Below are 22,742 nucleotides of genomic sequence, written 5' to 3'. Positions count from 1 at the left end.
TTAATTGACGGCTTGTTTTAGACTTAATTTTGAGTTGGTTGGCAGTACTTGGTTATAGCTTTCCACGTGAGTCAAACTGGCTAATTCTTTGGCAGCTTCTAACTCTTCAGGGTTTAATTGGACACTCGGGAAAACCATTGTTTTGGTGGCTGGATCTGATTTATCAAAGCGGCCAGCGTTGGCAACATTCACACTTTCAATATCTGTCACGTTTTTCGCAATTTTAGTAGCATCCGCTACACTGTTCACAATTACAAAAATTCGTTTGTCTTTGCCACGAGGATCATTGAAGACATCAATCGCATCATCAACTGAGCGAATTAATAGTTTCATGCCATTAGGGACAGCCATTTTTAACGTCATTTGCATTACTTCGTTTTTGGCTGCTTCATCATTCGCTACAACTAATAAGGGGGCATTCAATTCTTTGGTCCAAACTACGGCTACTTGACCGTGAATTAATCTGTCGTCTACTCGTACTTGTGTAATCATTTTAATTTCCTCCTAAAAAAAGTTTTCTTCTTCATTTGATGGGTTTAATTCAACGAATTGAATTTGTGCTTCAGCAATTGCTGCTTGAATATCTTCTTTGGTTAGCTTTTCGCCTTCTTTTAAGAAAATCAGCGACAAGGCAATGGCTAAGTTGGCATTGGAAATGATAAAAACATTGTCTGGTTTTGTCGTCATGACTTCTTGAACAATTTTTTGATTGACACTACCACCATATAAATCTGTTAAAATAATAGCTTGTTCTTCTGCGCCAAGGGACTGAAGAAACGTTTGAATAATTGGCGTGTAGTCCTCAGGAGTCACATAGGCATTGATGACCGCCAGCTCTTTTCCTTTGTCTGCGAGAATATCCAAGGAACTTTGGAAGCCTTTCGCTAAGTTTCCGTGACTAGCAATTAAAAATTTTCTTTTCATTCTTTTCACCTCACTTTTATATAAAGCAAGTTCTGTGCCAAAAAAAGAGAACTCTAAATCCTTGATTTGAAAGGGTTTTAACGCTCTCGAAACTGTTTAAACAGTTTCAAGTCAAAATAAACACGTTAATCGTTGGCTAGTTTGTTGTTGAAAAATAGCTAAGCAAAACTGTGAAATTTAATCAAAATAACCCCCGTTTTTATCGAGAAGTGTTACAATAATATTCATGAATATTTATACATTAAGGAGAGTTACGAATGACTGATGCTCTTGTGATACAAGATTTACGCAAAGTGTACGCTTCAGGTGTTGAAGCGTTGCGGGGGATTGATTTAACAGTCGAAGAAGGCGATTTTTATGCTCTTTTGGGACCGAATGGCGCAGGAAAATCAACGACGATTGGGATTGTGACCTCGTTAGTTAATAAGACTTCGGGGAAAGTCAAAATTTTTGGGTATGATTTAGATACGGAAATGGTGCGGGCGAAGCAACAGATTGGGTTAGTGCCGCAGGAGTTTAACTTCAATCCGTTTGAAACGGTCCAGCAGATTGTGGTCAATCAAGCGGGCTATTATGGGGTGTCTCGTAAAGAAGCCATGAAACGGAGTGAAAAGTATTTAAAACAATCCAATTTATGGGAAAAACGGAACGAACGGGCGCGAATGCTTTCTGGCGGAATGAAACGTCGCTTGATGATTGCTCGCGCGCTGATGCATGAGCCGAAGTTATTGATTTTAGATGAACCAACTGCAGGTGTCGATATTGAATTGCGCCGTGAAATGTGGGCCTTTTTACAAGAGTTAAATGCGCAGGGAACCACGATTATTTTGACGACCCATTACTTAGAAGAAGCTGAGATGTTGTGTCGCAACATTGGGATTATTCAGTCTGGTGAATTGATTGAAAACACCAGCATGAAGCACTTGTTAGCAAAATTACAATTTGAAACGTTTATTTTTGATTTAGCACCTTATACGCAGGCGCCAGTTATTGAAGGCTATCAAAGCGTATTTGAGGACGAGTTAACGTTAGCGGTGGAAGTGGAACGAAACCAAGGAGTCAATCACTTGTTTGAACAGCTAAGTCAACAAGGAATCAAAGTATTGTCAATGCGGAATAAGTCCAACCGTTTGGAAGAGCTCTTCTTGAAGATTACCGAGGATACGTACCAAAGGGAGGATCAACATGTTTAGTCTGTATTTTACTGCTTTAAAAAGTTTAGCTGTGAAGGAAACCAACCGTTATTTACGAATTTGGGTCCAAACACTGGTACCGCCAGTAATTACGACGTCCTTATATTTTGTGATTTTTGGGAAAATGATTGGCGGGCGAATTGGCGATATGGGCGGTTTTTCTTATATGGAATTTATCGTGCCAGGTTTAATTATGATGTCAGCCATTACAAGCTCGTACGCCAATGTTTCATCTTCCTTTTTCTCACAAAAATTCCAGAAAAATATCGAAGAAATTCTCGTGGCGCCAGTTCCAACTCATGTGATTATTTGGGGATTTGTGATTGGTGGCGTTGGTCGTAGTATTTTGGTCGGTGCGTTAGTCACCATCATTTCTCTATTTTTTGTGCCATTGCACGTTGTTTCTTGGCTGATGGTCATCATGACTTTATTGATGACAGCGATTCTTTTTTCTTTAGCTGGTTTGTTAAATGGTATTTTTGCGCAATCCTATGATGATGTATCGATTGTGCCGACCTTTGTGTTACAGCCTTTAACCTATTTGGGTGGGGTTTTCTATGCCATTTCCATGTTGCCGCCATTTTGGCAAGCTGTCTCAAAAGTTAATCCGATTGTTTACATGATTTCTGGGTTCCGCTACGGTTTCCTAGGGGTTCAAGATGTGCCAATTGGTATTTCTATGACCATTTTAATCTTATTTATTGTCGTTTTATATGGCATTTGTTGGTACCTTGTAGAAACAGGGCGTGGCTTACGTAGTTAAGCCGTAAAAAGATTAAACTGTCTGAATCACTCATTCTAGCGAGCAGATTCAGACAGTTTTCTTGTTTCTAAGTATGCCTTTTTTGATTCTTCGTGCATTTCCCTGTATAATAGCAATGTTTCGCACCAGAATATGTCGACAAGTTGTCGTTGAAAATAAAGAAAAAATCAGAAACGGAGTATATGAAGATGAGCAAGAATTTTTGGGCAACATTGCCAAAGCCCTTTTTTGTTTTAGCACCAATGGAAGACGTCACTGATGTGGTCTTTCGTCATGTCGTGAAAGAAGCTGGGGCGCCAGATGTGTTTTTTACAGAGTTTACTAATTCAGATAGTTATTGTCATCCTGAAGGAAAAGACAGTGTGCGCGGGCGCCTCGTTTTTACAGAAGATGAACAGCCGATGGTGGCACATATTTGGGGGGATAAACCGGAATTTTTCCGTGAAATGAGTATCGGCGTAGCGGAGATGGGCTTTCAAGGATTAGACATAAATATGGGCTGTCCTGTGCCCAACGTGGCTGAGCGTGGAAAAGGCAGCGGGCTGATTTTGCGCCCAGAAGTCGCGGCTGAATTGATTGACGCCGCCAAAGCAGGTGGCTTACCTGTTAGTGTCAAAACACGCATTGGGTTTACTGAAATGGCGGAAATGGATGCGTGGATTACGCATTTATTAGAGCAAGACATTGCGAATCTATCCATTCATTTGCGAACACGAAAAGAGATGAGTAAAGTGGATGCCCATTGGGAGGTCATTCCGCAAATTATGGCTATTCGGGACCGTGTCGCACCGCAAACGACAATTACGATTAATGGGGATATTCCCGATCGTCAAAAGGGCCTAGAATTAGCAGAACAATATGGTGTAGATGGCATCATGATTGGTCGGGGGATTTTTAAAAATCCTTATGCCTTTGAAAAAGAACCCAAAACACATACACCACAAGAATTGCTGGGCTTGCTACGTTTACAATTGGATTTGCAAGACAAATATGCGGAATTGGTGCCTCGCTCCATTGTTGGGTTGCATCGCTTCTTCAAAATTTATGTCAAAGGCTTTCCAGGTGCCAGTGATTTAAGAGCACAATTAATGAATACAAAATCAACGGATGAAGTGCGCCAGTTGTTAGCGACGTTTGAAGCAGAACATGGTGTGCTTGACTAAATAAAAAAAGAGAGGAGCGTGGGACAAAAATCACTTTGGATTTTTGCTCCACGCTCAAAAACTGATAAACGGCGGGAACAGAAGCAACTCCTTCGGAAATAAGCCGAAATTCTCCAAAAATTAAAGAACAATTTTCGGAAATTTCTTCTTATTTCTCGGAGTTAAACACTTCTGTCCCGACCTCCTCTCTTTTGAATGCTTAATGCGCAATCATTTCTTGGGCAATTTCTTGTTTGCTTAAGTCGTTTGGATAATACGTTGGCCAGTTGTCCATTTCATTGAACAGACTTTCTTGGCTATCGCCGCCGAAGAAGATGTGGAAATGAGCGGCTTTCGTTGGTGCGATGTTGTGGTCGCTAAATTGGACGTATTTAAACCGCCCAGCATTGGCATCGTCTGTTTCAAAAAGGAAACGGACGCCACGGTTGCCTTTTGCATAGTTTAAAATTTTATAACCGGCTGCTTTATAGGTGAATTTTTGTGGTTTGCCATCGACCAGAAACTCGATGGTGGAATCAGTGATGTTGATGTGGTCGACATCGGTTTGATAGCCGGCATCATAGTAGGTTTTGTATTCGGCTGGTGTTTTATCTTTTTTCAGTTTCGCTTTGTAATCGAAGACTTGGTCTAATGTGCCATCTTTTAATAAAGGATAGACGGATTGCCAATTTCCAGCGTAATCTGTCAGTGTTCTCTCAGCCACCTCACTGTCTTTGAAATAGCCGTTAGCCACGGTTTTTTCTGTTTTTTCAGAGGTTTCTGGCTGAACCTCTTTCCCAGCTGTATCTGTTGTTTTTTTCAAAGCAGTTAAGTTTTCTTTCATTACAGAAAGATAATCTTCGCCATTGTCCATTTGTTTTTGTGTCAAACTTTCTAGCGGGTTTAGGACTTCCAATTGAACATTCGCTTCGTCAGCTAACGTTTTAGCAATTTTATCGTTGGCATTTTTTTCAAAATAAATATAGCGAATTTGATTGTCTGTGACATATTTTTTCAACTCTGCCAAGCGCCCTGCAGTTGGCTCTTGTTCAGGTGTTAAACCAGCTATTGGCACTTGTTTTAAGCCGTAATCTAAGGCAAGATAACCAAATGCAGCATGTTGGGTAACAAAACTTTTTTGCTTAGCGTCTTTCAAAGCTGTTTGGAACTCTTTGTCTAAGGCTGTTAATTTTGTTAAGTATTTTTCTGCGTTTGTTTCAAATGTTTTGGCTTTTTTAGGGTAAAGTTTGACTAATTGTTCTTTGATGTTTGTAACTTCTTGGATGGCACGATGGGGTGAAACCCAAGTATGCGGATCTAATTCATGGTGGTGGCCTTCTTCGCCATGTTCGTGGTCATGGTCGTGTCCGTCTTCGTCACTGCCAGGAAGTAAGACCATGTTTTCGGTACCTTTAATGACGTTCGGGGCTCCTTTTTTCCAACCTTTAGCAGCTTTGGGTACCCAAGATTCCATATTTTCATTGTGGTAAACGAAAACATCCGCATCATGGATGGTAGCCATATCTTTGGCGGATGGTTCATAATCGTGGGGTTCAGAACCAGCAGGGATTAACAATTTGACGTCTCCTTCATCGCCTACAATATTTTTAGTGAAATCGTACATAGGATAAAAAGTCGTGACAATGGATAGTTTTTCTTTACCGTCAGCGGTTTTATCAGAGGTGTTTGTTTTGCCGCAAGCGCCGAAAAGGATTAGCGATAAGGCGGCTAACAGGGGAAGAGTAAATTTTTTCATAGGTGTGCTCCTTTAGTGAATTACGCAATTTTCTTTTGTTTATTGCGCTTATGTTCTTTAATGATTTTAAGTGCGCGTTTTCGTGTTTTGATGTTGGGACTTTTCAGTCGACGATAAGCGCTAGATAAGTCAGTTTTTTCCATTATATATAGGACCTCCATTTCGTAAAAATTAATTTACGGAGTAGCTATTTTGTTGAGGGTTTGAAAGGTTTCTTGGATTTTTTTTGTCTCTAATTCTTTGCCAATCAGAACAATTGTCGTTTCTTGAGGGGGTTGATTCGTCATTTGAAAGGCCACTTGCTGGTTGACGCCTTGCATGGCAATGGCCAAGTCATGCTCCTGTAAGGCGAGAATCCCTTTGAAACGGTATAACTTTTCCTGATGCGTATACATTAACCAATCAAGCCAACGAGTGAAAAGAGGTTCGTTGAGGGCTGAGGACGCCGTTAACGTAAGGGAGTGAAAGGTATGGTGATGATGCTCGTGGGCGTGCTCATGCGGGGAATGAGTCATTTCGTGTTCTGTAAGTGTTGCCGTAAACTTATTTAATTGAAAAAAGTCACTAGCCAAAAGAGGCTCGTTGGCTTGAAAGGATAAAATATCAGCAAAAGGATTAATGGTACGAAGGGTTTCTTGGAACGTTGGTAGCTGAGTGATGTCTGCTGGTTCCTTGACAGAAAAAAAGAGGCGATCTGCTAAGGCCAGTTGTTTGATGACTTCGGCTTCTTGAAGCTGCTGTTGCCAATGATGCCCATCAACGACCGTTAAGAGACTGTCTATATAGAAATGATTTTTGATGTGCGGGGTCGTTAAAATTGTTTGAATGATTGGTTGCGGATCAGCAATGCCCGTTGTTTCTAAAATGACTTGGGCAATGGGTTGTTGTTCTTCTTGGTACACTTCTAAGATTGCTGATAAAGAGGCAAGAAGATCTCCTCGTAAGCTGCAACACATGCAACCGTTATTTAATTGAATAATTCGTTCCGTGGTTTGTAAAAGTAATGCGTGATCAACGCCTGTTTGACCAAATTCATTTTCAATAATAATAATTTCTTCTTTAGGAAACGGTGATTGCGCAAGCGCATGGTTAATTAAGGTTGTTTTTCCTGCGCCTAAAAAGCCAGAAACAATGGTGATTGGAATGCCCATCAAGTTTTCCTCCTGTTATTTGACTTCAGTGAAAAGTGCGCGGCGCCGTAGTTTTGGTGAATATTTTTTCAGCTGTAATTTTTCTGGTGTATTTCGTTTGTTTTTACTTGTTAAGTAAAGGCGCTCGCCAGTTTCAGCGCAAGCTAACGTAATGGTTTGGCGCATAGTACCGTCCTCCAATTTGATTTTTTTAATTGCGTATAAAAGATAAAGGGGGCTGCGAGGTCAGCCCAAAGGCGACTGTCCTCGCTAGTTGTCTTTATCGAAATAATGAGTTACCAGCTTGCTTTTTTGACGCCAGGAATCAAGCCTTGGTGAGCCAATTCACGGAAACGAATCCGAGACATGCCAAATTTACGCATGTAGCCACGTGGGCGCCCATCTGTTTGATCGCGGAGTTTTAAGCGACTTGGATGAGCATCTTTTGGCAATTTGCTAAGACCTTCATAATCGCCAGCTTCTTTTAAGGCTTGGCGAATAGGCGCATATTTTGCAATCATTGCTTGTTGTTTTTTTGCTTTAGCAATTTTTGATTTTTTAGCCATAAGGCACTTCCTTTCTTTTTGGATTTATAAAATCTAAATCGTAATGGTTACGATTTGAACGGAAGTATATTATCAGGTGTTACGTTGTTTGTCAAGTGAGAATTTTGTTTTTTTTAGGACTTGCTAAGTTGAGAAGTTAGAAATGTTTGTTTTAGCGCTGTTTTGTAGTATCTTTTAAGAAAGAGTAAAAAGGAGTGAAGATGGCAATGGTAGAACGTTTGACGATTATTCGTGGTGTGGAAAAATTTGAATTACAAACGAAAACAGCGCGCTGGGTGTTAGCAAAAGAAGAGGGATATTCGCCAGTTCAAATGCTCGTTTCGGCAATTGGCGCTTGTGGGGGATACGTGTATCAATCCGTTTTGGAAAATTCGCACATTCCCTTTGAGTTTGAAAAAATAGAAGTCACGTATTCAAGAGAAGTAGAGAGACGCGCACAACCATTAAAACAGGTGACGATTCTCTTTTATGTGTCTGTTCCAGAAGCCTTTCAAGAACGGGCGACACGGTGTTTGAAACTTGTCTCCCCAAACTGTCCAGTGATTCAATCATTGGCTGAAAGAATTACTGTCGAAGAAACAGTTGTCTTTAAAAAGTAAACCATTAGAGACATTATCGTTACGAGCGCTTTTCCCTTTTTGGATGCCTCGTTTCTGAGAATGTCTTTTTTTAGAGGAGCGTGGGGAAATAGCTGTAGAAACAGGAAATTTTTAATTCATTTGTACAAAATAATACAGACAAAAAACAGATAGTGTTTTTTTCACAAATAAAAAGGTTGCTTTTTTTTCTGTTTTAGTAGATGATGTAAGTAGTTACATCTCTGATATAACGCTGTTTTTCGAAACGTGTGTTATTTTTTAATTCGTAATAGTTTTTTTAAATCGTTTCACAGAATTACTTTAATTGTTATACAGTTTTTTTAGTTGTTATAGTTTGTTTGTCGGCCTTTAGGAGGTAATCATGATTGAGTTAGTGAATGTGTCGAAAGTCTATCAAGAGACACACGCGTTAAAAAATATTCACTTTTCTGTCCAACCAGGAGAAATCGTTGGGATTGTTGGGAAAAGTGGCTCTGGCAAGTCCACGTTGTTACGTTTGTTGAATTTAATGGAACAACCGAGTGAAGGGGAGATTCGTATTGATGGCAGAAATGTTCAAACCTTCTCTAAAAAAGAAGTTCGCCAGCAGCAACAACAAATGGGGATGGTGTTTCAGCATTACAATTTGTTAGAAAATTTGAAAATTTATGATAATGTTGCGTTGCCTTTGAAACTTTTAAAAGAGAAACAGCCTGAAAAAATTGAGCGTTTATTAACGTTTGTTGATATGGCCCATAAGGCAGAAGCGTATCCTGCTCAGCTTTCTGGTGGGGAAAAACAGCGTGTCTCTATTGCTCGAGCGTTGAGCCGTAATCCAAAATGGTTATTATGTGACGAGGCAACGAGTTCATTAGATGAAGAAAATACAGAAAGTGTCGTTCGACTATTACATAAGACGCATCAGGAATTCCGACCGACTATTTTCTTTGTTAGTCACGAATTAGAAACCGTGAAGCGCTTATGTAATCGTATCTTAGTGATGGAAAAAGGTCAGTTAATTGGCGAATTTCTGAATAATCCTCAGCAATATGAGGAAGAACCGCTTTCCTATTTAGAAAAAGTGGAAAGGAGTTTGCGTCCATGACTTTTTCAGAAACCTTTGCCGAATATTGGCCATCTATGCTGGTTGGTTTAAAAGAAACAGGGATTATGATGTCGATTTCGATGGCTATCTGTTTGCTTGTCGGCTTACCTTTAGGCTTAGGACTATTTTTGGCTAATCCGAAAGTCAAAGGGCATCAACCTTGGCTGTACTGGGTTTTAAATTTCATTGTAACTGTTATTCGCTCGTTTCCTTATTTATTATTTGTGATTGCGTTGATTCCAGTTACTCGTTCTGTTTTAGGAAAGGCGTTTGGCCCAATTCCTTCATCTGTGCCATTGAGTATTGTTGCGATCGCGATTTTTGCTCGCTTGGTTGAACAAGTGCTGTTGGATGTTCCAGAAGAAATTTATTTTTTAGCTAATTCGTTAGGTACCTCGAAAGTCCAATACATTTGGCACTTTTTATTGGTGGAAGCACGTAGCGGATTGGTTCTTGCTTACACAACCACGACAGTGAGTATGGTTTCATATTCCACGGTGATGGGTGTTGTTGGTGGCGGCGGGATTGGCGATTTTGCAGTTCGTGTCGGGTATCAACGGTATGAATACGGTATTATGTATGTTGCCATTGTGATTATGATTGCACTGGTCTTCATTTTACAAATGCTTGGGAACTTCATTGCCCAAAAACTAGACAAAAGAAAGTAGGAGGACAAAAGAATGAAGAAGTTTTATTTAGCAACATTCGCTGTTATTGCAACAGTTATTTTAGCTGCCTGTGGGGGAAATAAACAAGCAGACCAGAAAGAAGACAAGGAGATTACCGTTGCCGTGCAATTGGAATCTTCAAAAGATATCTTGGAGATTGCCAAGAAAGAAGCTGAGAAAAAAGGGTACAAAATTAACATTATGGAAGTGAGCGACAATGTTGCCTACAACGATGCCGTGCAACATGACGAAGCGGATGCTAATTTTGCGCAACATCAACCTTTCATGGAAATGTTTAACAAAGAGAAAAAAGCTGATTTAGTGGCTGTGCAACCGATTTATTATTTTGCTGGTGGTTTCTATTCAAAAGAATATCAAGATGCGAAAGATTTACCTGAAAATGCCAAAGTGGGGATTCCTAGCGATCCAACCAATGAAGGTCGTGCTTTAGCAATTTTAAATGCAAACGGCGTGATTAAATTAAAAGAAGGTGTCGGCTTTAACGGCACGGTGGCAGATGTCGTGGAAAATCCTAAAAACATCACTTTTGAAAGCATTGATTTACTGAATTTAGCTAAAGCCTATGATGAAAAAGACATCGCTATGGTGTTCTGCTACCCAGCCTACTTAGAACCTGCTGGTTTAACAACGAAAGATGCGATTTTGTTAGAAGATGAAGAAGCAAGTAAACATTACGCATTGCAAGTTGTGACACGTAAAGGCGAAAAAGATAGCGAAAAAATCAAGGTTTTAAAAGAAGCGATGACAACAAAAGAAGTTGCTGAATACATCAAGAAAAATTCTAAAGGTGCCAATATTCCTGCGTTTTAATGAATAGAAAAAATGAAGCCTCTTTTTTGAGAAGCTTCATTTTTTTCTTTTCCTTGATTTATAGTATAGTTAATAGGAAGGAGGTGCCGGTGTGGTCGAATTATTTATTTTAATGATGGAACGGGTGGGCTTAATTATTTTACTGGCCTTTCTTTTAGTGAATGTGCCTTATTTTAAGCGTGTTTTATTAAGTCGTGAAAAAATGTCTTCAAAAGTTCAATTGATTTTGATTTTTGGTTTATTTGCTATTATTTCTAATTTTACAGGTATCGAAATCGCTAAGAATCAGATTGTTCCCAATAATTTACTAACCTATTTAAGCAGCAATGCTTCCATTGCGAATACGCGTACGTTAGTAATTGGCGTTTCTGGATTAGTGGGTGGTCCGATTGTCGGCAGTACGGTTGGTTTAATTGCTGGCTTTCATCGGGTTATTCAAGGCGGGGGGCATAGTTTCTTTTATGTGCCTGCTTCTTTAATTGTTGGCTTAATTGCCGGTTTTTTAGGGAGCCGTATGGCAAAGCAAACCGTTTTTCCGTCTGCCGGCTTTTCTGCCATTGTCGGAGCGTGCATGGAAATGATTCAGATGATTTTTATTTTCTTTTTCAGCGGTGATCTATCGGATGGGGCCACGTTGGTTCGTTTTATTGCGCTGCCGATGATTTTGTTAAATAGCGTAGGAACGTTTATTTTTATGTCGATTCTAACAACGACATTGAAACAAGAAGAGCAGGCCAAAGCGGTTCAGACGCACGATGTTTTGGAATTAGCAGCGGAAACACTGCCATATTTTCGAGAAGGACTCAATAAAAATTCCAGCAAAAAAGTTGCGGAGATTATTAAGCATTATACAAAAGTCAGTGCGATTAGCATGACAAACAGTCATCAAATTTTAGCTCATGTTGGTGCAGGAAGCGATCATCATATTCCAGAGCTAGAAGTCATTACGGAGCTTTCTCGGGAAGTGTTACGGACGGGCCGAATGACCATCGCACATGCCAAAGAAGAAGTTGGTTGTTCGGAGCCTAATTGTCCGTTGCAAGCGGCGATTGTGATTCCATTATTTTCCCATCAGCAAATTGTTGGCACCTTAAAAATGTACTTTACGGATCCAGCGCAGTTAACGCATGTCGAGGAACAGTTAGCAGAAGGTCTTGGGACAATTTTTTCTTCACAAATTGAATTAGGGGAAGCGGAAGTACAATCAAAATTACTTAAAGAAGCTGAAATTAAATCCTTGCAAGCGCAAGTGAACCCGCATTTCTTCTTTAATGCCATCAATACTATTTCCGCATTAATGCGGAAAGACAGTGAAAAAGCGCGGAAACTATTGCTCCAATTAAGTAAATACTTTCGAGGTAACTTGCAGGGAGCCGTGCAAACTACGATCCCAGTTTCACAAGAACTAGAACAAGTAAAAGCCTATTTGTCATTAGAACAAGCACGGTTTCCGAATCGTTATCAAGTAACATTTGACGTGGAAGAAGCGGTTGCTTCAGAAAAAGTACCGCCGTATGCGATTCAGGTGTTAGTGGAAAATACCATCAAGCATGCATTTGGCAGCCGGAAGGAGAACAATCAAGTTCGGGTAGTGGTCAAAGCAAAACAACACAAATTACATGTGGATGTGTATGACAATGGGCAAGGGATTCCTGAAGAACGCCGCTTGCTATTAGGAAAGACGACAGTGACTTCGGAAAAAGGCACCGGCACGGCACTGGAAAACTTGTCCCGCAGAATGGCGAACCTTTATGGATCAGAAGGTTGTTTTTTAATTGAAAATTTAGAGACAGGCGGGAGCCATGTTCATTTAGAAATCCCGATGGAACAGGAGGAATTAGATGCACGTATTAATCGTTGATGATGAGCCCTTAGCACGAGAAGAATTGAGCTATCTTGTTTCCCAACATCCGCAAGTGACGAGCGTTGCAGAAGCGGATTCTGTGGCGGAGGCAATGGAAGAGATGATGGATCAAAAGCCAGATTTGTTATTTTTAGATATTCATTTGACTGATGAAAGCGGGTTTGATTTAGCGGAAAAATTAACCCATCTTAAAAAAGCGCCATACTTGGTCTTTGCAACCGCCTATGATCAATATGCGTTAAAGGCCTTTCAAGTGAATGCAAAAGATTATATTTTGAAACCTTTTGAAGAAGAAAAAATAACACAAGTCATTGAAAAAGTATCGAAAGAAATGGCTCAAGCTGTCCCAGAAAACACTGCTGAAAAAGGACCGAAATCTGAAGCAATACCTATTCAAGGGGAAGACCGCATTTATCTTGTGGCGCCAGAAGATATTTACCTCGTTTCTGTCGAAGAACGGCAACTGAGCATTTTTGTGGATCAACAGGTCTACAAGATGACAGGGACCCTCAACAGTATCGAACAGAAATTACCTGCCACGCTCTTTATTAAAACGCATCGAAGTTTCATCTTGAATCGAACAAAAATTCAAGAAATTCAGCCGTGGTTTAATAACACGTTGCAAGTAATTTTAACCAACGGCTCAAAAGTACCTGTTAGCCGTTCATACGTCAAAGAATTTAAAGAAAAACTTGGCTTAAGTTAAAAAATCACCACTTGAAATGTCGAATGCATTTCAAGTGGTGATTTTTGCATTTGGTGAAGAAATTCTGGCATTTCATGAAAAAAAGCCCTTAAAAAAACGTTTTCTTTATATACTTAACCCATAGAAAACAGAGAAAAGGGAGCGAAGAAGAATGGAAAAGAAAGTATATTCATTTTTACAACAAGCAGCAGTTTTTGCCATTATTATGTTAATCGCCAACGGCTTGGCGTTCATTTCCCCAATACCAATGCCTGCTTCAGTAATTGGCATGGTGTTATTGTTCATTGGTTTATGTACAAAAGTTGTTAAATTGGAGCAAGTGGAAGGGCTAGGTAATAGCTTATCAACGGTTATTACATTTTTATTTGTTCCTTCAGGGATTTCCTTAGTTAATTCTTTAGGGATTATGCAACAATTTGGCGTTCAAATTGTTTTTGTTATTTTAGTAGCGACACTAGCGTTACTAGCAACGACTGGTTGGACGGGCGCCTTTTTATTGCATATGAAAGATGCTCGAAAAGAAAAAGAACCCGCAGCAACGAAGAAAGCGAAAGGAGAGGTTCGCGCATGAATCCGTATGTTGGCATTATTATTTCATTAGCTGTATTTGGCATAGGTACTTGGTTGTTTAAAAAAAGTAAAGGTTTCTTCTTATTTACGCCATTATTCGTTGCGATGATTTTAGGCGTTGTCGTTTTAAAAGTAACAGGAATTAGTTACGAGCAATACAATGAAGGTGGCAAATATATCAGCTTCTTTCTAGAGCCTGCGACAGTAGCGTTTGCGATTCCTTTATATAAAAAGAGAGACGTGTTGAAAAAATATTGGTTAGAAATTTTAACGGCGTTAACAATTGGTTCTTTTGGTTCGCTAGTGGCTGTTTATTTTGCAGGAAAAGTGATTGGCATGGATAATCATTTAGTGGCCTCAATCTTACCACAAGCTGCTACAACAGCGATTGCCGTACCTATTTCTCAAACTGTTGGCGGCATTGCTTCCATTACGGCGTTTACCGTAATCTTCAATGGTGTACTAACCTATGCCTTGGGTGGAATTGCATTGAAATGGTTTAAGATTAACAATCCAATCGCCAAAGGTTTAGCTTTAGGTGCGGCCGGACATGCCCTAGGTGTGGCAGTTGGCATGGAAATGGGCGAAACAGAGGCTGCTATGGCTAGTATTTCTGTCGTAGTGGTTGGCGTAGTTACTGTTTTAGTAGTTCCTTTCTTTGCAACGGTCATTGGTCTATAAAAAAGTGGGCTTCCCCACTCTTTTATGAGTAGCTAATTTCTATCAACTAGCAGTCTCTGCTTATTCTGTGAATGCTAGTTATCACTAATCCGCAGGCTCGGAGTTAAAATGAGTGTAAAAAAGCCAACCTTATCCATAGTAAGGTTGGCTTTTGCGTTGTTTACAGGATTTTTTGAATATAGATAGGGCGCGTGGAAGGATTGACCAGTCTTTTTATAGAATGGTTGCTCCTAAAGTTTGTTTAAAGTGGCGTAACGCCCATTCGTGTCCTTGTTCATCAAAACTAGCAACGGCATTCTCGGGAATCATTAATTGATAGCCTAAATTATAGGCATCGACAGCTGTATGCAACACGCAAATATCTGTACAAACACCAGTTAAACAAAGCTCTGTAATTCCTCGTTCTCGTAACCGAATGTCCAAATCCGTGCCACTAAAAGCAGAATAGTGCCGTTTGTCCAGCCAATAAACGGTTGCCTCATTTTTGTGAGCTTGATAAAAATCAGCTAGCGAGCCAAACAGATTACGCCCGTCAGTTCCTAAGACATTGTGGGGCGGGAAAAGTTTATTTTCAGGATGATAGCGATCTAGGGGGTCATGCCCATCAATGGCAAAAACCACAAAATCGCCATTGTCAAAATAGTGCTTTGTTTGTTGAACAAGGGCCGTTTCAATGGCTTGCCCAGCGGCACCAGTGGTTAGTTTTCCGTCTGTGGCGACAAAATCATTCGTATAATCAATGGAAATCAGAGCTTTCATTTGGCAACCTCCTAAAGGTTAAAGTCATTTTGTTCATTTTACAGCTTTTAAGAAAGCATTTCAAATGATAAAAGTACATCAAATTCTAAAAAAGCTGTTTCAAAATAAACGCTTTGGCTAAAAAACATGCTATAATTTTGCTACAAATTAAAGCAGGTGAATAGAGTGAAAAGAAAAATCGTACGTTTTATCCTTTGGTTGTTAGGAATCATTGTGGTTATTTGCTTAGGCGTGTTTCTCGCCTTTCAATTATCCCCTAAGCCAGGCGCTTGGGTCATCAACCAGTTATTCGCAGGCGAAGTTGAAATAAAAGATTCAGCTTCCTATGATAAAGCATTGCCCAATGTTCAATTGCAAGAAAATCAAACATACCCTTCTTCAAGAAAAAAGAATACCTTTGATTTGTATTATCCCCAAACGTCAAAACAAGCGGTACCAGTCGTTTTATGGGTCCATGGTGGTGGCTATGTGGGAGGAGATAAGTCTGGGATGAAAGAGTTTGCGACACGTTTAGTGGCTGATTCCTCAGTTGCCTTTATTTCAATGAATTATGAATTAGCACCAGACGCACCTTATCCAAGCCAGCTCCAGCAGGTCGATGAACTTGTTCAATTTTTATTAGAAAAGAAACAAGCATATCCCATGTTAGATTTATCTAAGCTTTTTATTGGCGGGGACAGTGCGGGTGCACAGATTGCTCTACAATATGCAACAGTTCAAACCAATGCCAACTATGCCAAAGAACTAGGGATGACTGCAGCATTGCCGGCTAGCCATTTAAAAGGCACGCTCTCGTATTGTGGTCCGGTGGATTTGAAACAAATGGCCAACCAACAAAGTGATAATCGTTTTATGAAATTTTTCGTTAAAACAGTGGCTTGGTCCTTGCTCGGCACTAAAGACTGGCAGACGAGTGCAGAACTGCAAGAAGTGAGTTTAGTGGATAAAGTCACCAAAGAATTTCCCCCGACGTATCTAACAGATGGCAATAGCTTTTCATTCCAAGAGCAAGGACTAGCCTTGGTTCAGCGGTTAAAAACTTTAAATGTTCCAGTTTCAGCTCTCTTTTTCAAAGATAAGAAAGCAACGATCACCCATGAATATCAATTCGACTATCAAACAAAAGAAGCTAAACAATGTTACCAAGAAACAGTCCAGTTTGTGAATACGTATAAATAAACAGAGGCCTTAGAAATATTTCTAAGGCCTCTGTTTATTTATTTTTGTCATTTTTTTAGCTGGGAAATATGTATAAATTAAACAAAAATGTTTATTTAATGATGTTTACATGAGAAAAAATCCGTGCTATACTACGAACTCGTTTGTTAATTTTAATGTTAAAAACAACGTTTTTGTTATTTTTGTGAACAAATTAACATTTTTATCTTACAAAAACAGCAAAAAATTCGTTTAGTTAACAAAAAGAAAATTAAAAAATAAATTTTTTTTTTGAAATTAAGAAAATATCTTTAAAAAAATCAGAAGAAAACTTCGTATACTTGAGCCATAGGTTGGTTGTGGAAAGTTTACTTCGAGGGAGGAGTGATGAAGTTAATGAAAAAGAAAATCGCTGTTTTATTGGCAACTTGTTTACTTGTACAACCATTTTTATCTGTTTCAGCGTGGGCGATTGAAGGGGAGCAACAAACGGAACGTACGCAGACACAGCCAAAAACAGCAGAAACCAGTACAAGTGAAGCAACAAAAGAAAGCAGCGCACATTCTACAGAACAGTCATCAATGACTGAATCTAGTGCTATCACAGAAAAAGTAACCACCTCTTCCACAGAAACAAAACCAAGCGAAGAGCAGAAGCAAATCACGTTGACCTTTGAAACAACGGATCAAGCTTTGTTTCAAAATGATGCCAAAAGTTATCAAGTGGTAAAAGAAAAAAATCAGCCACTTCGGACAGAAGAATTACCAAAATGGGCGAATAGTGAGGAAAATGCGACTTTCGTTGGCTGGTCTTACCAAGGAAAAACATATACAAATGAAGAACTTCTTCAATTAGAGTTTTCAGAAGATACACAACTTACGGCTGTCTTTAAACAGAAACTGACACGCATGGCCAGAGCTGTTTCAATTGATCAGTCCATTGCGGACACAATTGCTCCTGCAGATAAAACAAAAGTGATTGTTGTGCCAAGTCCTGCAGGAGATGGAGCAGCGTACAAAGAATATGCATCGACAGAGGCTGGCTTGAAAGAAGCCTTGTTTGATTTGTATCAACAGGGGAACAATGGCGATTTCACTCTTTATATAGGAAACAATATTACGACGAGTGCGGCGACCACCGCTAAAGTGATTCCTGACACCGTTACGGCAAGTAATATGACCTTTTACGCCTTGCAAGGCAAGGTCAATCATTTAGTGATTACTGGAAACAGCGCGGATCCGATTAGTATGGATCAAACGGCGCCAACGGGTTCTAAGACGTTAGGATTTAATCAAAATATCTTTTTTGGCTCAAACATCACTTTGAGAAATCTAAACTATACAGGTACGAATATGTATTTAAATGGTTACAGTTTGAACTTGAATGGTGGCTCTAGTGGAAACGGTCTGACCGTATACGGTGGAACGGATACAGGAGATGTTTCAGGAAACCCAACTTTAACAGTAAATAGTACAGGTACAGGGACATGGAATTTCTATGGCGGAAACCAAAATGGTGGTAATTTAGCTGGAAATCCTACGATTGTTATTAACAATACACGGAGCGGACTAAATACATTAAGTGGGGGCGCCAATATTGGGACAGTGACTGGGAATACTTCATTGGTTGTCAATGATTCTGGTGGCAGAATTGCTTCAATTTATGGGGGCGGTTATGGGACCAACGCAACCAACACAGCGAATGTTACTGGTAACGTCTCAACAAAGGTTGCGATTACGAATGCTGCTACAGGTTTCCAATTAAGTACGTATTATGGCGGTGTTCAATACGGAAATATTGGTGGAAAAGTAACAAACGATATTTCTGGATATGGCCGTTGGTATACAGCGGGTCAACGTTTTATTGGTGGCTCTTCCCGCGGCGATATAGGAACGAATCGTGCGACTGATGGAATTACTACAAATTTAAATACACAGTTGTATAGTGCGGGTCGTGCAGATTTTGAAGGAGGCAACCAATATTCTGGAACGATCATCGGAGATATTACGAATGTGGTTACAGCAGGAACGAATTCCGCTGGTGGTATTAATGATTTTAACGGCGGTGCAGGTAACAATGTTTCGAAATTTAACAAGAGTCAAATTGGGGCCTCAAATGAAGCAACGTATGATGCTTATACACCACAACAAAGAGCAGAATTAGCCAAATCAGCAGCAGCTTTTAAAGTTTTTGGAAATATTTCTTCTAAATTAGTCAGCGGTTCGTTTAATAATGGTGCAATTTACTCAACTGCAGCTGGACGCGGCGGTTATATCGAAGGAAATACAACAATTGAAGTGGGAACAGCGAATGGTGATGGGTCTTTAGGTGGCGATGGTATGGCTTATTCAGGCGCAAAACCGACAAGCTTAGATTATTCAACGACCAATAAAAGTCGTGGTAATAATTCAGGTTGGGATATTGTTGGTGGCGGCGGCTATCCTGCTAGTAATGATACTTGGGATATCTATATAAAAGGAGATACTAAGACTGTTTTAAATAATACCATTGCTCGCTGGACATATGGTGGCTCTTTTTCAGGTGTCGTTGAAGGCAATACTTCTAACACATTGAATGGCGGGATTGCTGACACATTAGAAGGAACAGGCTATCAAGCAGCTCGAGTTTATGGAAACGGTCAAACAATCGTTAATAATGGTCAAGTCGATTGGTTTCTTTCAGGCGGTGGCTGGAATGATGCCAAAAATGTTGGGAATGTCGGTGTAACGGTTTATGAAGGAGTAATTAATGCTTCGATGGGCGCTTCTTATGGAGCAAGCGGTGGCCATACAATTACTGGTAATTCAGACAATCGCATCTACGGAGGAAATTTCTCAGGAACTCCTCGGACAGGCGCGAACGGTTTTTCAGGTGGGATTACCAATGCGGGCTCACTTCTTGGAAATGCCAAACTCTTAATTGATTTAAGAAATTACAACGGAGAGTTTAAGTTGCCTGGTAATACCTACATTACTGGTGGTCGGCCCTATGGTCAAAATACGACAATAGGAACGGATGAATCAAACACAATTACTTTAAATATTTTCACTAAAACAGGTGTGGAATCTCTAAATGGGGCCAGCATTTACGGTGATGGTGGAACCAATGCTGCGTATACCAAGAACGGCAAGATTACAATGAATATTCAAGCAGCGGGTTCTAGTATTGGAAATTTATATGCGACACAGTATTCCAATATCAGTGGCGGAAAAATCTTACGTGATGTTACCGCAAATGTTCAAGGTGCAGTTAGTATTAACGGTTTATCCGGTGGTTCATCAACAGATAATTTCACTAATGCAATTGTGAATGCTAGTTCAAATAAAGTGGCCTTTAACTTTGGGACTAACGTTGACGGCACCAATAACTATCAAACAGAACCACTAAATGCGACAGGATTAGGCGTTGTCAACTTTACGGAATTGAATGTCACCAATGGCATTAAATTAATGGCTAATGGTGGGAACATCAAAAATGGCGTTTCTGCTACTGCCGCGAATCATAGTACGACTTACAATGAATTCGGATCAATTCATCTATCTAAAAACGCTGGAATTGGGATCACTAACACAGCCAATTTAATTTCAGCTAGCAAACTAACGGTTCAGGATCATGCAACATTAGAAACAATTCCTGGTACAGGTAAAGTAAACATTGCGGATTTTGAAGCTGTCGATCCAACAAAAGATGAACTTTTATGGATTAAACCAACGACAGATACAACTGCTTTGGTGGATAGCACAGGGACTTGGTTTGGAAATGTCAAAGCCTATCAGGTCTTGACGATTAATCCAACGGTCAATAATGCTACAAAACTTACGCCAACAACGTTTCATGGGATTGAAAAAGCGACTGGAAAAACATTTATTGGCGATAACGATGTGACCAAGGGCGCCAATGGCTATGGAATAGCAATTCCTGGCTCCATCATCGATTACGAAGTGGAAACGCCTGGAATTGTGGCAGGTGCAGGTACTATTTCTCATGATGTAAAAGAGGTCAAAGCCGGCAATGCGCCATTAACCTTACAAGCGTGGGGCACCGAAGTAGCTGGACAAAAAGTTCAAAAAGGACGTTTGATGATTCCGACCTCAAGTGCTTTAACACCAACCCTAAGCTTCCTTCCTGACGAAGTAACAGGTTCTTGGTTGCACCAAGGAACGGTTAAGTCTAGTGAAGTTGGGAGCGCGATAGAGCAAATTCCAGAGCAAAAAGATACCACCCCGCTTTCATGGAAAGCGACGAATATGAACTACAGTTATCAGGTGAAAGTTCAATTTTCAAATAAAGTGGAACTTTCGGGGCAATCGGTGATTGTCACAGAAGATGAGGCAGCGCAACTAACGACTGTCGATAAAGTAATAGAAATGCTCGGTGCAAAAGGTCGGCCGTTTTTCAAAACCTCATTAAAAGAGACGGATTTACCACAAATTCAAGCGCCGTTAGCAGAAAAAACTGTATCGCGGACACATGATATTCAATTAGAAGCAGGGACGTCAGGAGATAATTTGCAAAACAAAACGGTTCATTTAGTTGTTGTGAAAAATGAAAGTGTCCTTGCCAAAGATCGTTCGTTTGCCTTGTATGCGACAAGTGCGCATTTGAAATTAAAAGAAGCAAATGGCTTAACGAATTCAGACGAGTTGGCACAATGGACACAAGCAACGGTGATTTTCGCAGATGGTCGGGCCAATCAAACACCAAGTCTTGATGCCGCAACCTTCCAAGCCATTCAGCAAGCGAAACCAGAAGAATTAGCCAAAACGGTGCCAGCCAATTATCAATTTACAGAAGCTGGTGAAACGTTAAATAAAAAAGTCAATGTGTCTATTTCAGGTGAATTAACGTTAGAAAAAGTACCTAAAACAATTGATTTTGGCAAACAAAAAATTTCTGCCAAGCCAGAAGTTTACTGGCCAACTCTTTCAGATGATTTAGTCGTTCAAGACACACGTGGGACAGAAAGTACGCCTTGGAAACTGAATGTTCAGGTAACGAATCCCTTAACGAACGGCACAGATCAATTGGAAGATTTGTCATTGGTTACAGACAAAGGAGAATTTTTACTCAATAAAGGAGATACGGTTGTTACAGAAAATGAAGGCTCCGGTTCAGGTAGTTATACAATTAACCAAGGTTGGGGTGCGGCAAACCAACGGGGACTTAAACTATCTGTGCCAGTCGAGAAACAAAAAGTTGGCGAATTCAAAGGGACATTGTCATGGTCATTAGTCATGGCACCATAACAAGGAGGAGAGAAGTGAGATGAAAAAATACCTTTTGCTTAGTTGTTTTTTAGGTCTTTTCAGCTTCTGTCATTCAGACACTGCGTTTGGGGAAGCAGCTTATGAAAATAGTGGTGTTGTCTCCTTTTATGGAACGTATGAATATCCCACAGAAGAGTCGACAACAGCGACTAGTAATTCTTCCACAACGACTGAACCCACCAAGCCAGCTGACGGAGGCGCTTCATCCGTCCTTTCTTCTGGCGTATATGGGTCGCGACAAGGAAGATTACCAGCGACAGGTACCACCAATCAAGGACCATTTATTTATTTGGGAATCAGCCTTATCACTATAGGCATATTATTTATTAAAAGGAGAAGAGAAGATGAAAAAAACAGTATTAGCAGTAGTAGGGATTGTAGGATTTAGCGGTGTCCTAGCGACACAACAAGCATTTGCGGAAGACATTAACGTGAACTATACAAGTAATGGCGCCATTACATTTGAACCAGATACAGATCCAACGAAGCCAGTTAACCCAACCAATCCAGATGAAAAAGTTGAACCAGAAGATCCAACTGACCCAACTGGACCAAAACCAGGGACTGCAGGCCCCTTATCAATTGACTATGCTTCAAGCTTTCAATTTGGCGCCCAAAAAATCACTTCCGATACGAAAGATTATTACGCACAAATTCAAACATTTAAAGATGGAACAACAGGTCCCAACTATGTTCAGGTAACGGATAAACGTGGGACACAAGAAGGCTGGACGTTAAGCGCTGTACAAAATGGGCAATTCAAAACAGCCCAAAATGAAGAATTAGTTGGGGCCGCTTTATCGATTGCCAATGCAGGTGTGACATCGATTGTTGATGCCGCATACGCGCCAACACCAACAGCAGCACATACCTTTGTTCCTGGAACAGAAGTAGAATTAGTCAAAGCAGAAGATGGCAAAGGAATGGGGACTTGGGTCTATCGTTTTGGGAAAGATGCGACAGAAGGTGCTACTGCCGTGAAATTAAATGTCCCAGGTAAAGCGATTAAATTAGCAAAAGAATATCGTACGACCTTAACATGGACATTGAAATCTGTACCAACGAATGTTGGAGGCTAAG

The 22,742-nt window shown here is 40.2% G+C and carries 23 protein-coding genes; 15 read left to right on the top strand and 8 right to left on the bottom strand.

The window, feature by feature from the left end; translation table 11 throughout:
- Together IGL42_RS12625 and IGL42_RS12620 are read right to left on the bottom strand one after the other, a co-directional pair.
- Window positions 1–492, bottom strand: coding sequence for a PTS system mannose/fructose/N-acetylgalactosamine-transporter subunit IIB (locus IGL42_RS12625; protein ID WP_002354800.1), 492 nt, complete (start codon window positions 490–492; stop codon window positions 1–3).
- A 12-nt stretch (window positions 493–504) separates the two neighbouring features.
- Window positions 505–924, bottom strand: coding sequence for a PTS sugar transporter subunit IIA (locus tag IGL42_RS12620; protein ID WP_002354802.1), 420 nt, complete (start codon window positions 922–924; stop codon window positions 505–507).
- Window positions 925–1,181: 257 nt separating this feature from the next.
- Here IGL42_RS12620 and IGL42_RS12615 point away from each other — a divergent pair, with 257 nt between their 5' ends.
- The 3 genes from IGL42_RS12615 to IGL42_RS12605 all read left to right on the top strand — a co-directional run bounded on the left by IGL42_RS12615 (window position 1,182) and on the right by IGL42_RS12605 (window position 4,043).
- The gene (locus tag IGL42_RS12615) at window positions 1,182–2,117 is read left to right on the top strand and encodes an ABC transporter ATP-binding protein (RefSeq protein ID WP_002354809.1); all 936 of its coding nucleotides are present in this window, start codon (window positions 1,182–1,184) and stop codon (window positions 2,115–2,117) included.
- On the top strand, window positions 2,110–2,880 hold the full coding sequence (locus IGL42_RS12610; RefSeq protein WP_002354811.1) for an ABC transporter permease: 771 nt from the start codon (window positions 2,110–2,112) through the stop codon (window positions 2,878–2,880). The genes IGL42_RS12615 and IGL42_RS12610 overlap by 8 nt, the downstream gene beginning before the upstream one ends.
- Window positions 2,881–3,068: 188 nt before the next feature.
- Entirely contained in the window at window positions 3,069–4,043 is a 975-nt protein-coding gene (locus IGL42_RS12605) for a tRNA dihydrouridine synthase (protein ID WP_010710860.1), read from the top strand.
- A gap of 199 nt (window positions 4,044–4,242) precedes the next feature.
- Here the strand turns inward: IGL42_RS12605 and IGL42_RS12600 are convergent, their stop codons facing one another.
- From IGL42_RS12600 to rpsN, 5 genes are all read right to left on the bottom strand, one after another.
- Window positions 4,243–5,778: a zinc ABC transporter substrate-binding protein AdcA gene (locus tag IGL42_RS12600; protein WP_002401146.1), complete on the bottom strand. Its 1,536-nt coding sequence runs from the start codon at window positions 5,776–5,778 to the stop codon at window positions 4,243–4,245.
- A 20-nt stretch (window positions 5,779–5,798) separates the two neighbouring features.
- Window positions 5,799–5,921, bottom strand: a complete 123-nt coding sequence (locus IGL42_RS12595) for a putative metal homeostasis protein (RefSeq protein ID WP_002383181.1) — start codon at window positions 5,919–5,921, stop codon at window positions 5,799–5,801.
- Window positions 5,922–5,954: 33 nt separating this feature from the next.
- A complete protein-coding gene (locus IGL42_RS12590; RefSeq protein WP_010710861.1) occupies window positions 5,955–6,929 on the bottom strand; it encodes a CobW family GTP-binding protein in 975 nt (324 codons plus the stop codon).
- A gap of 15 nt (window positions 6,930–6,944) precedes the next feature.
- Window positions 6,945–7,094, bottom strand: a complete 150-nt coding sequence (rpmG, locus tag IGL42_RS12585; RefSeq protein WP_002354818.1) for a 50S ribosomal protein L33 — start codon at window positions 7,092–7,094, stop codon at window positions 6,945–6,947.
- A gap of 110 nt (window positions 7,095–7,204) precedes the next feature.
- The gene (rpsN, locus tag IGL42_RS12580; RefSeq protein ID WP_002354822.1) at window positions 7,205–7,474 is read right to left on the bottom strand and encodes a 30S ribosomal protein S14; all 270 of its coding nucleotides are present in this window, start codon (window positions 7,472–7,474) and stop codon (window positions 7,205–7,207) included.
- 200 nt (window positions 7,475–7,674) lie between these two features.
- Between rpsN and IGL42_RS12575 the strand changes: the two genes are divergently transcribed.
- From IGL42_RS12575 to lrgB, 8 genes are all read left to right on the top strand, one after another.
- Window positions 7,675–8,073: an OsmC family protein gene (locus IGL42_RS12575; RefSeq protein WP_002401145.1), complete on the top strand. Its 399-nt coding sequence runs from the start codon at window positions 7,675–7,677 to the stop codon at window positions 8,071–8,073.
- A 361-nt stretch (window positions 8,074–8,434) separates the two neighbouring features.
- Window positions 8,435–9,157, top strand: a complete 723-nt coding sequence (locus IGL42_RS12570) for a methionine ABC transporter ATP-binding protein (RefSeq protein ID WP_002354824.1) — start codon at window positions 8,435–8,437, stop codon at window positions 9,155–9,157.
- Window positions 9,154–9,825: a methionine ABC transporter permease gene (locus IGL42_RS12565; RefSeq protein ID WP_002368484.1), complete on the top strand. Its 672-nt coding sequence runs from the start codon at window positions 9,154–9,156 to the stop codon at window positions 9,823–9,825. The genes IGL42_RS12570 and IGL42_RS12565 overlap by 4 nt, the downstream gene beginning before the upstream one ends.
- A 12-nt stretch (window positions 9,826–9,837) precedes the next feature.
- Window positions 9,838–10,656: a MetQ/NlpA family ABC transporter substrate-binding protein gene (locus IGL42_RS12560; protein WP_002354826.1), complete on the top strand. Its 819-nt coding sequence runs from the start codon at window positions 9,838–9,840 to the stop codon at window positions 10,654–10,656.
- A 91-nt stretch (window positions 10,657–10,747) separates the two neighbouring features.
- Entirely contained in the window at window positions 10,748–12,517 is a 1,770-nt protein-coding gene (locus IGL42_RS12555) for a sensor histidine kinase (RefSeq protein WP_010710862.1), read from the top strand.
- The gene (locus IGL42_RS12550) at window positions 12,498–13,226 is read left to right on the top strand and encodes a LytR/AlgR family response regulator transcription factor (RefSeq protein ID WP_002380989.1); all 729 of its coding nucleotides are present in this window, start codon (window positions 12,498–12,500) and stop codon (window positions 13,224–13,226) included. The genes IGL42_RS12555 and IGL42_RS12550 overlap by 20 nt, the downstream gene beginning before the upstream one ends.
- A 151-nt stretch (window positions 13,227–13,377) precedes the next feature.
- Window positions 13,378–13,797 carry an antiholin-like murein hydrolase modulator LrgA gene (gene lrgA, locus IGL42_RS12545; RefSeq protein WP_002354829.1) on the top strand — a complete coding sequence of 140 codons (420 nt, stop codon included), beginning with the start codon at window positions 13,378–13,380 and terminating at the stop codon, window positions 13,795–13,797.
- Window positions 13,794–14,477 carry an antiholin-like protein LrgB gene (gene lrgB, locus IGL42_RS12540; protein WP_010710863.1) on the top strand — a complete coding sequence of 228 codons (684 nt, stop codon included), beginning with the start codon at window positions 13,794–13,796 and terminating at the stop codon, window positions 14,475–14,477. The genes lrgA and lrgB overlap by 4 nt, the downstream gene beginning before the upstream one ends.
- 213 nt (window positions 14,478–14,690) lie before the next feature.
- Here the strand turns inward: lrgB and IGL42_RS12535 are convergent, their stop codons facing one another.
- Window positions 14,691–15,236 (bottom strand): cysteine hydrolase family protein, encoded by a 546-nt coding sequence (locus IGL42_RS12535; RefSeq protein WP_010710864.1) that lies wholly within the window; start codon window positions 15,234–15,236, stop codon window positions 14,691–14,693.
- A 165-nt stretch (window positions 15,237–15,401) separates the two neighbouring features.
- Between IGL42_RS12535 and IGL42_RS12530 the strand changes: the two genes are divergently transcribed.
- The 4 genes from IGL42_RS12530 to IGL42_RS12515 all read left to right on the top strand — a co-directional run bounded on the left by IGL42_RS12530 (window position 15,402) and on the right by IGL42_RS12515 (window position 22,741).
- Window positions 15,402–16,415 carry an alpha/beta hydrolase gene (locus tag IGL42_RS12530; protein ID WP_002378998.1) on the top strand — a complete coding sequence of 338 codons (1,014 nt, stop codon included), beginning with the start codon at window positions 15,402–15,404 and terminating at the stop codon, window positions 16,413–16,415.
- Between the two features lie 366 nt (window positions 16,416–16,781).
- On the top strand, window positions 16,782–21,641 hold the full coding sequence (locus IGL42_RS12525; protein WP_010710865.1) for a hypothetical protein: 4,860 nt from the start codon (window positions 16,782–16,784) through the stop codon (window positions 21,639–21,641).
- A 19-nt stretch (window positions 21,642–21,660) separates the two neighbouring features.
- Complete coding sequence (locus IGL42_RS12520; protein WP_002365408.1) at window positions 21,661–22,050, top strand: LPXTG cell wall anchor domain-containing protein; 390 nt, start codon at window positions 21,661–21,663, stop codon at window positions 22,048–22,050.
- Window positions 22,007–22,741 (top strand): WxL domain-containing protein, encoded by a 735-nt coding sequence (locus tag IGL42_RS12515; protein ID WP_002365407.1) that lies wholly within the window; start codon window positions 22,007–22,009, stop codon window positions 22,739–22,741. Before IGL42_RS12520 ends, IGL42_RS12515 begins: the two co-directional genes overlap by 44 nt.
- Window position 22,742: the final 1 nt, after the last annotated feature.

Origin of the sequence: Enterococcus sp. DIV0712 (genome assembly GCF_050554855.1) — a bacterium.
Taxonomy (GTDB): Bacteria; Bacillota; Bacilli; order Lactobacillales; family Enterococcaceae; genus Enterococcus; species Enterococcus faecalis.
This window is presented reverse-complemented; position numbering and strand designations above follow the sequence as displayed.